Source organism: Streptomyces sp. NPDC047079, from assembly GCF_040643755.1.
Lineage (GTDB): Bacteria > Actinomycetota > Actinomycetes > Streptomycetales > Streptomycetaceae > Streptomyces.
The window spans coordinates 106,356-119,806 of record NZ_JBEYUZ010000004.1; the positions used below are offsets into that span (position 1 = coordinate 106,356).

At 72.0% G+C, this 13,451-nt stretch carries 13 protein-coding genes and 1 tRNA gene; 9 read left to right on the forward strand and 5 right to left on the reverse strand.

The annotated features are described in order from the left end of the window. Positions 1–7 precede the first annotated feature (7 nt). Positions 8–92: transfer RNA gene (locus tag ABZ823_RS07520), tRNA-Leu, on the reverse strand. 189 nt (positions 93–281) lie between these two features. On the opposite strand from ABZ823_RS07520, the gene ABZ823_RS07525 reads away from it, so the two are divergent. The 3 genes from ABZ823_RS07525 (at position 282) to ABZ823_RS07535 (ending at position 2,980) form a co-directional block, all read left to right on the forward strand. Beyond that, the gene (locus ABZ823_RS07525) at positions 282–1,607 is read left to right on the forward strand and encodes a M20/M25/M40 family metallo-hydrolase (protein ID WP_361655045.1); all 1,326 of its coding nucleotides are present in this window, start codon (positions 282–284) and stop codon (positions 1,605–1,607) included. Between the two features lie 188 nt (positions 1,608–1,795). After that, the gene (chpH, locus tag ABZ823_RS07530) at positions 1,796–2,029 is read left to right on the forward strand and encodes a chaplin ChpH (protein WP_361655048.1); all 234 of its coding nucleotides are present in this window, start codon (positions 1,796–1,798) and stop codon (positions 2,027–2,029) included. A 168-nt stretch (positions 2,030–2,197) separates the two neighbouring features. Beyond that, a complete protein-coding gene (locus ABZ823_RS07535; protein ID WP_361655051.1) occupies positions 2,198–2,980 on the forward strand; it encodes a chaplin in 783 nt (260 codons plus the stop codon). Between the two features lie 182 nt (positions 2,981–3,162). Here the strand turns inward: ABZ823_RS07535 and ABZ823_RS07540 are convergent, their stop codons facing one another. Further along, complete coding sequence (locus ABZ823_RS07540; RefSeq protein ID WP_030053310.1) at positions 3,163–3,351, reverse strand: DUF5703 family protein; 189 nt, start codon at positions 3,349–3,351, stop codon at positions 3,163–3,165. Positions 3,352–3,398: 47 nt separating this feature from the next. On the opposite strand from ABZ823_RS07540, the gene ABZ823_RS07545 reads away from it, so the two are divergent. Next, positions 3,399–4,103, forward strand: a complete 705-nt coding sequence (locus ABZ823_RS07545; RefSeq protein ID WP_361655055.1) for a hypothetical protein — start codon at positions 3,399–3,401, stop codon at positions 4,101–4,103. A 367-nt stretch (positions 4,104–4,470) separates the two neighbouring features. Here ABZ823_RS07545 and ABZ823_RS07550 read toward each other — a convergent pair whose 3' ends face one another. Then, positions 4,471–6,783 carry a helix-hairpin-helix domain-containing protein gene (locus ABZ823_RS07550; protein WP_361655058.1) on the reverse strand — a complete coding sequence of 771 codons (2,313 nt, stop codon included), beginning with the start codon at positions 6,781–6,783 and terminating at the stop codon, positions 4,471–4,473. Then, entirely contained in the window at positions 6,780–7,763 is a 984-nt protein-coding gene (locus ABZ823_RS07555) for an aldo/keto reductase (protein ID WP_361655060.1), read from the reverse strand. Before ABZ823_RS07555 ends, ABZ823_RS07550 begins: the two co-directional genes overlap by 4 nt. Before the next feature lie 254 nt (positions 7,764–8,017). On the opposite strand from ABZ823_RS07555, the gene ABZ823_RS07560 reads away from it, so the two are divergent. Next, complete coding sequence (locus ABZ823_RS07560; RefSeq protein WP_361655062.1) at positions 8,018–9,073, forward strand: LLM class F420-dependent oxidoreductase; 1,056 nt, start codon at positions 8,018–8,020, stop codon at positions 9,071–9,073. A 213-nt stretch (positions 9,074–9,286) separates the two neighbouring features. After that, entirely contained in the window at positions 9,287–10,075 is a 789-nt protein-coding gene (locus ABZ823_RS07565) for a ferritin-like domain-containing protein (RefSeq protein ID WP_361655065.1), read from the forward strand. Between the two features lie 43 nt (positions 10,076–10,118). Here the strand turns inward: ABZ823_RS07565 and corA are convergent, their stop codons facing one another. Continuing rightward, positions 10,119–11,117, reverse strand: coding sequence for a magnesium/cobalt transporter CorA (gene corA, locus ABZ823_RS07570; protein WP_361655068.1), 999 nt, complete (start codon positions 11,115–11,117; stop codon positions 10,119–10,121). A gap of 125 nt (positions 11,118–11,242) precedes the next feature. On the opposite strand from corA, the gene ABZ823_RS07575 reads away from it, so the two are divergent. The 3 genes from ABZ823_RS07575 (at position 11,243) to ABZ823_RS07585 (ending at position 13,411) form a co-directional block, all read left to right on the forward strand. Continuing rightward, positions 11,243–11,929, forward strand: coding sequence for a histidine phosphatase family protein (locus tag ABZ823_RS07575; protein WP_361655071.1), 687 nt, complete (start codon positions 11,243–11,245; stop codon positions 11,927–11,929). A gap of 109 nt (positions 11,930–12,038) precedes the next feature. Continuing rightward, the gene (locus ABZ823_RS07580) at positions 12,039–12,629 is read left to right on the forward strand and encodes a DUF3090 domain-containing protein (protein ID WP_361655074.1); all 591 of its coding nucleotides are present in this window, start codon (positions 12,039–12,041) and stop codon (positions 12,627–12,629) included. Further along, complete coding sequence (locus ABZ823_RS07585) at positions 12,593–13,411, forward strand: SCO1664 family protein (protein WP_361655077.1); 819 nt, start codon at positions 12,593–12,595, stop codon at positions 13,409–13,411. Before ABZ823_RS07580 ends, ABZ823_RS07585 begins: the two co-directional genes overlap by 37 nt. The last annotated feature ends 40 nt before the right edge of the window (positions 13,412–13,451 follow it).

Below are 13,451 nucleotides of genomic sequence, written 5' to 3' on the forward strand. Positions count from 1 at the left end.
CTGCATGTGTCCGAGGGGGGACTTGAACCCCCACGCCCGATAAAGGGCACTAGCACCTCAAGCTAGCGCGTCTGCCATTCCGCCACCCGGACAAGGTGTCTGTCGTGCGGGGTTGCCCCCGCGGCGACGAAGGAAACATTACCAGGCTTTCGGGGGCGTTCGATCACGGCCCGTCCCGGCGTGAACGGTGCGTGACGGGCCGGGCAGCGCCTTGGGGAGCGGCGGGGGTCGGAGGGAGGATGAGGGAAACCAGCAGCAGTGTGACAGCGGGAGGAAACAGCGTGACCGAGACGGGCACGGCCAGGAGCGTCACCGGCGAGGACGAGGTTGTGGACCTCTGCCGTGAGCTGATCCAGATCGACACCAGCAACTATGGCGACCACTCCGGCCCCGGTGAGCGCAGGGCCGCCGAGTACGTCGCCGAGAAGCTGGCCGAGGTGGGGCTCGAACCGCAGATCTTCGAGTCCCACAAGGGCCGTGCCTCCACGGTGGCCCGTATCGAGGGTGAGGACCCCTCGCGGCCCGCGCTGCTGATCCACGGCCACACCGACGTGGTACCGGCGAACGCGCAGGACTGGACGCACCATCCGTTCTCCGGGGAGATCGCCGACGGCTGCGTGTGGGGGCGCGGCGCGGTCGACATGAAGGACATGGACGCGATGACGCTGGCCGTCGTCCGGGACCGCTTGCGCAGCGGGCGCAGGCCGCCGCGCGACATCGTCCTCGCCTTCCTCGCGGACGAGGAGGCCGGCGGCACGTACGGCGCCCGGTACCTCGTCGACAACCACCCCGGTCTCTTCGAGGGCGTCACCGAGGCGATCAGCGAGGTGGGCGGTTTCTCGTTCACCGTGAACGAGCGGCGGCGGTTGTATCTGATCCAGACGGCCGAGAAGGGCATGCACTGGATGAAGCTGACTGTGGCCGGCACGGCGGGGCACGGGTCGATGATCCACCGGGACAACGCGATCACCGAGCTCTCGGAGGCCGTCGCGCGGCTCGGGCGGCACACGTTCCCGGTACGGGTCACCAAGACCACACGGGCCTTCCTCGACGAACTCGGTGACGCGCTCGGCACCGAACTCGACCCGGAGGACATGCAGTCCACCCTCGCCAGGCTCGGGGGCATCGCCAAGCTCATCGGCGCGACCCTGAGCAACACGGCCAATCCCACGCAGCTCAACGCCGGTTACAAGGTGAACGTCATCCCGGGTGAGGCCACGGCCCACGTCGACGGGCGGTTCCTGCCCGGTTTCGAGGAGGAGTTCCTCGCCGACCTCGACCGGATCCTCGGGCCCAACGTGCGGCGGCAGGACGTGCACTCCGACAAGGCCGTCGAGACGACCTTCGACGGGGCGCTCGTGGAGGCGATGCAGTCCGCGCTGCAAGCCGAGGACCCGGGGGCGAAGGCGGTCCCGTACATGCTCTCCGGGGGGACGGACGCCAAGTCCTTCGACGAACTGGGCATCCGCGGCTTCGGGTTCGCCCCCCTGAAGCTGCCGCCGGAGCTGGACTTCGCGGGCATGTTCCACGGCGTCGACGAGAGGGTCCCGGTGGATGCCCTGAAGTTCGGTGTGCGGGTCCTGGACCGGTTCATCGACGCCTCCTGACCCCCCGCCCAACTCCCTTGGTTCCGTCCCGGTTTGCGTGCTGAAACGAGACTGCACTAATCGCCAGCATGTACGAGCGCCGACCGGGACGAGTGAATGCGACCATAAGCTCGTAGCTCCATTACTCCCTCCTCGTTACATGGGGTGCGGTCCGAGGCTTGGATCGCTTTTGCCAACAAGGAGGAAGAATGATCAAGAAGGTCGTCGCTGCTGCGGCCGCCACCGGTGGTCTGGTTCTCGCGAGCGCGGGTCTGGCTGCCGCCGACTCGGGCGCCCAGGGTGCCGCCGTGCACTCCCCGGGCGTTGTGTCCGGCAACGTCATCCAGGTCCCGGTGCACGTCCCGGTGAACGTCTGCGGCAACACGATCTCGGTGATCGGGCTGCTGAACCCCGCCTTCGGCAACACCTGCATCAACAAGTGACGTTGCGCCTCACCCCGTGAGGGGCCTCACCCCGCGAGGGGCTGAGCCCGTCGGCCCCGGAGTGCGTGCCATGCGCTCCGGGGCCGACCGGTTACTCCGCGTCCCCGCTTGTCCGCGCGGTCGCGCTTTTGAAGGTTCACGACAAGGTCGAAGGCAGGGAAATCAGCAATGCGACAGGTCACCCGCAAGGGCCTGATGACCGTGGCGGCGGCGACCGGCGTCCTCGCCGTCACCGGCGGCTATGCGCACGCCGACTCCGGTGCGAACGGATCGGCCGCCGGCTCGCCCGGCGTGCTGTCCGGCAACACCGTGCAGGTGCCCGTGCACATCCCGGTGAACGTCTGCGGAAACACCGTGAACGTGATCGGGCTGCTCAACCCGGCGGTAGGCAACGCGTGCGCCAACATCGGCGGCGCGCACTCCGGCGGCGGCTCCCACGCGGGCGGTCACACCGGTGGTTCGCCCGGCGTCGGCTCCGGCAACACCGTCCAGGTGCCGGTGGATGTTCCGGTGAACGTCTGCGGCAACAGCGTGAACGTGGTCGGGGTCGGCAACGGCGCCCTGGGCAACCACTGCGCCAACACCGGCGACGACCACCCGACGACTCCGCCCGGCGGTGGCCACCAGCCTCCCGGCGGCGGCCACCAGCCTCCCGGCGGCGGTACGACGCCTCCCGGCGGCAGCACGCCCGGCACGCCGGGTCACCCCGGTCACCCCGGTCACCCCGGTCACCCCGGGAACCCCAGCCACCCCGGCACGCCCCAGCAGCCGGGCGGCGGTGGCTCCCAGCAGGTCGGCCACCCCGGCGGTTCGTCCCTCACCCGGCCCGCGGGGAACGCGCAGCTCGCCCACACCGGCAGTGACCTGCCGCTCGGCCTGCTGGCACCGGCGAGCGCGGGTGCCCTGCTCGGCGGTGCGCTGCTCTACCGCAGGGCGCGCTCGAGGGCGTAAGGAGCCGGGTGCAGGGGGGAGGACGCCGACTGTCGCCGAGTGTGTACAGGGAGCGACCGTGCGCCCCGCGGCCATTGAAGCGGGACACGGTGCATCGAAACGCCGCATTCTCCCCCCGGGCGCCCCTGAATCGGATCGGGCCCCGCGTCTCCGGGGCCCGATCCGATTCGGCCCCCTTCACCTCACCACGTAGCGCGCACCTGGCGGATGATCCGCCGGCGCAACCGCACCTTGCGGCTGCCGTCCCGCAGCAGGCTCAGGCGGTCCAGCTCCCAGTGTCCGTACTCGGCATGGTCCGTCAGCAGGCGTGTGGCGTCCTTACGGGAGACCCCGCGCGGTACGTACACGTCGACAAATTCGTATTCCGGCATCGCATCTATTGTGCGGGCTGGGGCCAGGTACGGATAGCGTCTGCACTATGTCTGATGCTGCGCAGCCCACCGCTGCCGAGGTACGTGCCGCCGCCGAGGCGGTCAAGACCGCGCTCGACCGCCACCTGGCCGCGGTCGAGCGCAGGACGGGTGAGGACGACCCGGCCGTCTACGAGGCGTTCAACGAGCTGGCCGCGGCGGCCGAGGAGTACGACGAACTGCTCTACGACCGCTACGACGAGGTCACTCCTTTTGAGATCCCCGGTGCGGAAGACGCACTTCCGCCGTATGCGGGCCCCGAGGAACCCAACGCGCTGAGCGTGCTGATCCGCCGGGACTACGCGGTGGCGGAGCCGCAGCGGCTGCTGGCGCAGGCGCAGCGCGTGGAGGACGCGGACGAGGACGGACCGTTGGAGTCGTCGTCCGGCACCGTCCACGGCGCGCTCGGCGTGCTCTTCGGGGAATTCGAGCCGGACGAGATCGCCTCCCGGCACAAGGAGTTCGGCCTGGAAGAGGGCGACTCAACCCTGTGGGTGACGGCCACCGACGAACCGGCGGAGCCTGGGGAATGGCTGGAGGCGCCTTTCGAGCAGGTCGATCCCCAGCGGGTCGTCTGCCGCTTCGACGTCAGCGCGGTCTTCGACGACGAGTCGGACGAGGACGATCTGGAGGACGAGCTCGGACTCGATCCGGAACTGCACGGCCGACTGGACGACGACGAGGACCTGGAGCCACTGGACGCCGAACGCTAGGCCGTCGCACGTAAGCGCGCGCCCGGCCGGACCGCCCCCGGCCGGGCGCGTCCGCCTCGCGGGGCAGTACCGCATCCGGTGCGCGCGTCCGCTTCGCGGGGCAGTACGGCATCCAGTCTGCGCGTCCGCCCGGCTGGGCTGTCCGGGTGCGCCGCCCAGGCTGTCTGTCCTCGGTGCGGGCGCGGGCTTCGGCTGTCTGCCCCGGCCCGGGTCCCCGTCCCGGCGCGGGCCCAGGCCGGCTGCCCCGTCCCGGCGTGGGTGCCGGGACGGCCGTCGCGTTCCCGGTGCGTGCCTCGGACACGCCACGGCCGACGGTGAGTGGCGGTGCCGGGCGGCCCGAGGCCCCGTGGCGCCGCCACCCCGGCACTCACCCCTCGGCCGTCGGCACCTGAGGCCTCAACAGTGCGGGCAGGCGGGTGGTCCGCGGCTTGGCGGGGACCTCGGCCACGGCGCGCGGTAGTGCCTGCTCCACCCCGTGTACCACGGACAGATGGCGGACCGCCCGGCCGAAGGCCGTGTACACCCAGGGCCGGGTGAGGGCCTGAGCGGCGTCGCCGGGCAGCACCACGACCACCGCGGGCCAACGCTGTCCCACCGCCTGGTGCGCGGTCAGCGCCCAACCGTGCCGCACGGACTGCTCCACCCGCTCCCTGGGCACTACCAGGGCGGCGCCCGCGCACTCCAGGTGCAGGCCCTCCGCGTCCGCCGTCACCACGCGGCCCGGGAGCGCACGGCCGGGGACGGGGCAGTAGACGATCCTGTCCCCCGGGTCGAAGCCGCCGAAGCGGCCCGGACCGGGGTTCAGCCGCTCCTTGAGCGCCGCGTTCAGCGCACGGGTGCCGGCCGCGCCACCGTGCCCCGGCGTGATCACCTGAGTCTCCTCGGGCGGAACGCCGATCGCCCGCGGCACCGAGTCCGCGACCAGCTGCACGGTCCGGTGCACCGCCTCCCCGGCGTCCCGGACCGGCACGATCACCACCTCCTTGCCGGGCGCGTCGACCTGAGGGAGCTCACCGACGCCGACCGCGGAGACCAACTCGCCGAGCGGCCCCGGATCGGGGGTCCGCGAGGCGATCTGCGGGCACACACGGGCGGCGAGCAGATCCGCGAACACCCGTCCAGGACCCGCCGACCACAGCACGCCCGGGTCACCGCTGAGCACCAGGCGTGCTCCGTCCGGCAGCGACTCGATGAGCAGCGCCGCCGTCTCGACGTCCAGCTGGGGCGCGTCCAGGACGATGAGCAGGTCCAGGTCCAGGGCACCGTCCGCGTCCCGCCCGGGGCCTTCGGCGCCGGACAGCAGACCCGCGACCGTGGTGAGCGCCGCCTGCTCCGGCTCCTCGGGAGCGTCCGTCGGACCGAGCCGTGCGAGCAGCGCGGCCAACAGCTCCCGTCCGGCCGGGCCGTGCGTGGCGGCCCAGGCGCGCGCACCGAGCCGGCGTGCCTCGCGCAGCAGCGTGGCCGGTTCGATGCGGGATGCCTCCCCGCCGGTGTGGAGCACCAGGCCGTGACGCGCGACCGCGCGGATCAGCTCCGCCGCCGAGCCGTGCGCCGAGTCGGCCGCCCGCTCCCAGTCCTCTGCCGAGCCGCCCTCCTTCGGCGCGGAGTCGGCCAGCCGGGCCAGTCCGTCGGCGAGGCTCTCCTCCGCGAGCGCGTACCTCTCCACGCCGACCAGGGCGCGCACCGGCTGTTCCTCGCCGTCCTCGTCGTCGCCCCGGGCGGGTGTTTCCAGGGCGTCCTGGAAGACGAGGGCCTCACCCTCGGCGATCGTCCTCCGCACGGCCGTCTCCGGATCCGGCACCGAGCGCTGCGCGAGCGCGGCCTGAAGGGCCGGGAGTTCCAGGGCCGTGTGCCCGGCCAGGGCCGCCTGCTCCAGCAGCCAGACCGTCATCGCACGCGCCCGTCGCTCGTCGTCCGGCCGGCACTCGGCGCCGAGCAGGGCCCTGGCGAACCCGTCCGCCTGCTCGGGCCGCACCCCGGGAACGCGCAACAGCAGCCAGGGGTCCGCACGCAGACGCGCGTCCACGCCCTCACCGAGGGCCGTGGCGGCCTGGAGCGCCAGGGCTTCGGGCGCACCGCCCTCGGTCAGCACGGCGCGCACGGCCGCGACGGTCTCCGCGGCGGGCCCTGCCGCGGCCGCCGGGGGTGCCACCGGCTGAGCGCGCCGCACCGGCTCGGGGGTGGGCCTGCGCGGGGCGGGCGCCGGCTCGCTGAAGGCGCTCGTCACCGGCTTCGCGCCGCTCTCCACGGCCCGCACGGCCGCCAGCAGGTCGGCGGCCTTCCCGCTGAGCTTCCCGCCCGCCTCGACCGGCCCCTTCCTCTCCGCCTTCCGCCGCTCGATCCGCTCCCGCTCGACCTGCTGAGCGGCCAACTCCGCCTCGGCCTCCGACCTCTGAGGCGACGCTCCGTCGCCGTCGCCCGCGTGGGCGGTACCACGGTCACGGTCGCCCGCGCCGGCCGTACCGCCGCCACCGACACCGCCTTCTGCCGTGGCGCCCTCGCCGGCCGCCTGGGCTGCGCCGTCCCCGCTGTCCCCGCCGCTCCCGGCGTTCTCTTCGGTCGCGGGCTCCTCGTCCACCGGGCCGCCCGCGGCCCTGGCTGCGCCCGTCCCGGTCCCGGCCTCGTCGGCCGGTTCCCCCGGGTGGGAGGCCGTCTCCGTGGTTTCCGGGTCCGTGCTCACAGCGTGCTCCAGTCGTGATCGGGATAGCGGTGCACCGGGGCCGACACATCGTCCAGCGCCCGGCAGATCTCGTCAGGAAGACTAAGCGCCTCCACTGACAACGCCGCCGTGAGCTGCTGTGCGTTGCGCGCGCCGACGATCGGCGCCACCACCCCCGGCCGGTCACGGACCCAGGCCAGCGCCACCTGGAGCGGTGACGCGGCGAGCCCGTCGGCGGCCGTCTGCACCGCGTCCACGATGCTGCTCGCCGTGTCGTCGAGGTAGGGCGCGACGAACGGGGCCATGTGCTCCGACGCCCCCCGCGAGTCCGGCGGCGTCGCATGCCGGTACTTGCCGGTGAGCACCCCCCGGCCCAGGGGAGAGGACGGCAGCAGCCCCACCCCCAGATCCAGGGCGGCCGGCAGGACTTCGCGCTCAACGCCCCGCTGGAGCAGCGAGTACTCCATCTGGGCGCTGGCGATCCGGGTCCGGACACCCGGGGCCGCCAGCTGCCACGTCGCCGCCTTCGCGAGTTGCCAGCCGCAGAAGTTGGACACCCCCGCATACCGCGCCCGGCCACTGCTGACCGCCAGGTCGAGCGCCTGAAGGGTCTCCTCCAGCGGGGTGTACGGGTCGAAGGCATGGAGGTGCCACACATCGACATGGTCCGTGCCGAGGCGGGCGAGCGAGGCGTCCAGCGCGGCGAGCAGATGGCCGCGCGAGCCGTCGAAACGGCGGTCGGGGTCGGGCACGCTCCCCGCTTTCGTCGAGATGACGAGGTCCCGCCGTGGCACGAGCCCGTCCATCAGCTGCCCGAGCAGATACTCGGCCTCCCCGCCCCCGTAGACGTCGGCCGTGTCCACGAGGGTCCCGCCCGCCTCCCAGAACACCTTCAACTGCTCCGCGGCGTCGTGCTCGTCCGTGTCACGCCCCCACGTCAGGGTGCCGAGTCCGATGCGGGACACACGAAGGCCGGTACGGCCGAGATGCCTCTGCTCCATGAACGCCGACACTACTGGCCGGAACTGGCCGCGTGGGTTGCCTGTGGACAACCGATTTCCCCGGTGGCCACGGCGATTTCCGTTCCCCCGGCACCGGCGGCGACGACCGGCGCCCCGCAGCCGGCAGCGTCGCCCCTCGCCCTCCGCTCTTTGGGCACCCGCGCCACCGCCCGGGCACCGCTCTCCCCTCCGGGCGCGCCCCGCGCTAAGGTCTGCGCACAAGGGACGTTACTGATCGGTAAGGGGAATCGGCCATGCAGCTCGGGATCAACCTCGGCTACTGGGGCGCCGGAATGGACGCGGACAACCTCGCCGTGGCCCAGGAGGCCGACCGGCTCGGCTACGCGGTGTGCTGGGCCGCGGAGGCCTACGGCTCCGACGCGGCCACCGTGCTCTCCTGGGTCGCCGCCCAGACCGAGCGCATCGACGTCGGCTCCGCGATCTTCCAGATCCCGGCCCGTCAGCCCGCGATGACCGCGATGACGGCCGCCACCCTCGACTCGCTCTCCGGCGGCCGCTTCCGCCTCGGCCTCGGCGTGTCCGGGCCGCAGGTCTCCGAGGGGTGGTACGGCGTCAAGTTCGACAAGCCGCTGTCCCGCACCCGGGAGTACGTGGAGATCGTACGCAAGGCGATGACGCGGGAGCGGCTGTCGTACGAGGGCGAGCACTGGACCCTTCCGCTGCCCGGCGGCCCCGGCAAGCCGATCAAGCTGACCGTGCACCCGCAGCGCGAGCACATCCCGCTCTACATCGCCGCGATCGGCCCCAAGAACCTGGAGCAGACGGGCGAGATCGCCGATGGGGCCCTGCTCATCTTCCCCTCGGCCGACCACCTCGAGGACACCGCGATCAAGCACCTGCGTGCCGGGCGCGCGAAGGCCGGCAAGACCCTCGAGGGCTTCGACGTGTGCCCCACCCTCCCCCTCGCGGTCGGCGACGACAAGGACGTGGCCGCGCTCGCCGACACCTTCCGCCCCTACACCGCTCTGTATGTCGGCGGCATGGGCAGCCCCAAGCAGAACTTCTACAATCAGCTCGCCCGGCGCATGGGCTATGAGCAGGCGGCCGCCGAGATCCAGGACAAGTACCTGTCCGGCGACAAGCAGGGTGCCGCGGCCGCCGTCCCGCACGAGCTGATCGACCGGACCACCCTGCTCGGTTCCGTGGACCGCATCGCCGACCGGATGAAGGCCTACGCCGCGGCCGGTGTCACCACGCTCTCGCTGGCTCCCGCGGGCTTCACGCTGGAAGAGCGGATCACCTCGCTCCGGGCGGGAGCCGACGCCCTGGAGCGGGCCGGGCTCGCGTAACCCGCCGGAAAGTCCCCGCGGCCGTGGTGGGGGCTCGGGGGTCTTCCCCGCCACGGCCGTCACGGGGAACAACGCTTCGGCGGGCCCCGGGTTACGCGCCCACCCGTGCCCGCGTGTCCTTCGTTCGGCGCAGTTCTCCGGCACCCGTGTTGCCGCACCCCTGGCATCCCACTTGACTCGTTCTTTGCAGACCCCTGCAGAGAGGCGCCCGTGATGGTTTCGGTCAAGAGCCTGTTCCAGGAGATCTTCGACAACGACGAGTCGTTCCGGCTCTTCTGCTCCATCGCGGCCAGCGGTGAGTCGCAGGGCGGCTGGGAGAACGGGCGCATCGCCGCACTCGTGCCGGCCGGAGAGCGCCGGCTCGCGCCCAGGATCAGCAGGCACGGCGCCGACGAGGACAAACACGGGCGCATCTTCCGCGCGCTGCTGAAGAAGCGCGGACTCGAACCCGTCCGGGTCCCTCCCGAGACGGACTACACGATGCTCCTGGAGAGGCACGGCATCGGACTCGCCCACGACAAGCTGAGGGGAGACCGGCCGCTGACCGTGCAGGACATCGTCGTCTACCTCGCCCACAGCAGGGTCACCGAGCAGCGTGCCTCCGAGCAGATGGAGCTGCTGTGCAAGCACTTCGGCGACCACCCCGACATGGGCCGCGCGATCCGGATGATCTCGAACGACGAGGACAACCACCTCGCCTACTGCCACGAGGAGCTGCTGCGTCTCGCGGACGCCGGACACGCCCACCCGATCCGGCGGGCGCTGCGCGAGTGCGCACTGACCGAGATCCGGGTCCACCGGGACGTCAGCCTCGCCGTGATGGCCCACATGGCCCGGATCCTGCGCTGGCCGAAGGCCAAGTCGGCGCTGCTCGCGGCCTGCATCCACGCGATGTACGGCTACGAACGCGCGGGCGGCTGGCGTCGCATGGTGTCGCTCAGGATGCCCGAACGCCGCGACGCCCTGGGCGGGCCCGCGACCACGGCTCCCGAGTACGCCTGAGCCCGCGCCGCCGGCCCTGTGCCACATGCCGCCGGCCGCGCCGCTACAGCCAGCCCCGCCGCTTGAACAGCCGGTACAGCAGAACCTCCAGCGCCGCCATCGCCAGGATCACCGCCGGGTACGAGGCCACCCAGTGCAGCTCCGGCATGTGGTCGAAGTTCATGCCGTAGATCCCCGCGATCATCGTCGGCACCGCGGCCATCGCCGCCCACCCCGAGATCTTCCGCATGTCGTCGTTCTGCCGGACGCTCATCTGCGCCAGATGCGCCGACAGTACGTCGGACACCAGCCGGTCCAGGGCCTCCACGGACTCGTTCACGCGGGTCAGATGGTCGTGCACGTCCCGGAAGAATGGGCGTGACTTCTCCTGCACGAACGGCACCGTCGCCCCGGACGCCATCTGCCCCGCCAGCCGGGCCAGCGGCGGCGCCAGCGGGACCGTCGCCCGCCGGAACTCCAGGACCTGCCGTTTGAAGGTGTAGATCCGCGACGCCGTGTGCCGCGAGCCTCCGGCCGAGGGCGAGAAGACCTCCGTCTCCAGCTCCTCCAGGTCGGTGCCCAGTTCGGTCGCCACGTCCAGGTACTGGTCGACGATCGAGTCCGCGATGGAGTACAGCACCCCCGTCGGACCGAGCCGCAGCATCTCCGGTTGCTGCTCCAGGTGCCGGCGGATGGAGCCCAGTGGCCTGTCCTTGCCGTGGCGCACGGTGACCACGAAGGAGTCGCCGAGGAAGACCATCAGCTCGCCGGAGTGGACGGTGTCGCTGCGCGGCTCGTACGACACCGGTTTGAACACCATGAACAGCGAGTCCTCGTACACCTCCAGCTTGGGTCGCTGGTGCGCCTTCAGGGCGTCCTCGACGGCCAGCGGATGCAGCCCGAACTCCTCGGTCACCAGGTCGAACTCCTTCTCCGTCGGCTCGTACAGGCCGATCCACAAGAAGGCGTCCCCCGAGGCGCGAGCCTCCTGAAGCGCATCGGAGAGATCCTCGGGCCCCTCCGTCCGGCGCCCGTCACGGTATATGGCGCAGTCGACGATCACGGAGCGCACTCTCCCGTCAGCCGATCCCACCCGCATTCCCGGTCCTGGCCCCCCGGGCGCCCGGGTGACGGGCACCCGCCGTTCCCCGGGCCCCGGTCGGGAGGCGTCCCCGTACGCTGGACGGCATGCCCACGTTGATCCTCGTCCGGCACGGACGCTCCACCGCCAACACCGCGGGACTTCTCGCCGGCTGGACGCCCGGCGTCGCCCTCGACGAGCGCGGCGCCGCGCAGGCCGCGGCCCTGCCCGGCCGGCTCGCCGAGGTGCCGATCGCCGAGGTCGTCACAAGTCCCCTGCAACGCTGTCAGGAGACCCTCCAGCCGCTGCTCGACGCCCGTCCCGGGCTGCGCGCGCAGACCGACGAACGCATCGGCGAGTGCCATTACGGCGACTGGTCCGGCCGCAAGCTCGCCGAGCTGAAGGACGAGTCGCTGATGGAGGTGGTCCAGGCGCACCCGTCGGCGGCGGCCTTTCCGGGGGGCGAGTCGATGCGGGCCATGCAGAGCCGGGCCGCGGAAGCGGTACGGGAGTGGAACGCGCGCGTGGAGCGCGACCACGGCGCCGACGCCGTATACCTCATGTGCTCGCACGGTGACATCATCAAATCGCTTGTCGCGGACGCACTCGGACTTCATCTCGACCTCTTCCAGCGGATCTCCGTGGAACCGTGTTCCATCACCGCGATCCGTTACACCCGGCTGCGGCCATTTCTCGTTCGCCTCGGGGACACCGGGGATTTCGCCTCTCTCGTACCCCGTGCGGAACCCTCCGGTGCGGACGCCACGGTCGGGGGTGGTGCGGGCGCACCGTGATCGTCGGCCGCAGTAGGGTGAAGCGGTCGCACCAGCGCAGTAGTTGTCAGCAACCGGAACGGGCCGACGCGATCAGCCGGTCCCGGTCCCGATCCAATGGAGACAGGACGTGTCCCGTCAGGTGTTCCTCTACGACCCCCCGGACCGTTTCGTGGCCGGTACGGTCGGGCTGCCCGGGCGCCGTACTTTCTTCCTGCAGGCCACTGCCGGCCCCCGGGTGACCAGCGTGGCCCTGGAGAAGACCCAGGTGGCGGCGCTTGCCGAGCGCATGGACGAGCTGCTCGACGAGGTCGTGCGGCGCAGCGGCGGCAGTGCCGCCGTCCCCGCGGTGGCCCCCGCGGAGATCGCCGACACGGATCCGCTGGAGACCCCGATCGAGGAGGAGTTCCGCGTCGGCACCATGGCCCTGGCCTGGGACGGCGAGGAACAGCGCATGATCGTCGAGGCTCAGGCACTCGTGGAACTGGACGCCGATTCCGAGGAGGACCTCGCCGAGGCCGAGGAGCGGCTGCTCCAGGACGAGGAGAACGGTCCGCCGATGCTCCGGGTCCGGCTCAGCGGCGCACAGGCCCGGGCCTTCGCCAAACGCGCCCTCGACGTCGTCAACGCCGGGCGGCCGCCGTGCCCGCTGTGCAGCCTCCCGCTCGACCCGGAAGGACATGTATGTCCGCGCCAGAACGGATACCGCCGCGGAGCGTGACCACGGCCCAGCTGCTCGCCGAGGGCGAGCTGACCGTGCGCGGACGTATCCGTGACGCCTCCAACGCGGCGCTGTACTGCACGGTCTCCTACGACGGCCGGGAGGCCGCCTGCATCTACAAGCCCGTAGCCGGGGAGCGACCCTTGTGGGACTTCCCCGACGGCACGCTCGCCGGGCGCGAGGTCGCCGCCTACGAGGTGTCCGAGGCGACCGGCTGGGGGCTCGTGCCTCCCACCGTGCTGCGTGAGGGGCCCTACGGCGAGGGCATGTGCCAGCTGTGGGTGGAGGTCGTGCCCGACGGCGAGCTGCTCGCGCTGGTGGATGCCCAGGAGCCGGAGCCCGGCTGGAAGGAGATCGGGCTGGCGGACATCGGCGAGGGGAGGACGGCGCTGCTGGTGCATGTCGACGACGACCGGCTGCGGCGACTGGCCGTCCTGGACGCGGTCATCAACAACGCCGACCGCAAGGGCGGCCATCTGCTGCCCGCGGCCGGTGGGCGCCTGTACGGCATCGACCACGGGGTCACGTTCAACACCGAGAACAAGCTGCGTACTTTGCTCTGGGGGTGGGCGGGGGAGCCGCTGACAGGGGAGGCCGTCGAGGCGCTCAAGGGGCTGAAGGAGGGCCTGGAGGAGGGCGCGGCACTGGCCGTACGCCTGGCCGGGCTGATCACCCCGGCGGAGATCGAGGCCACGCGCGCGCGGGTGGAGGCGCTGCTGGTCTCGGGAAGGCATCCGGAGCCGAGCGGGGAGTGGCCGGCGATTCCCTGGCCGCCGGTGTGACGGGAACCGGAGTGTGCCGACCCCCGGGGGGGCCGACTGA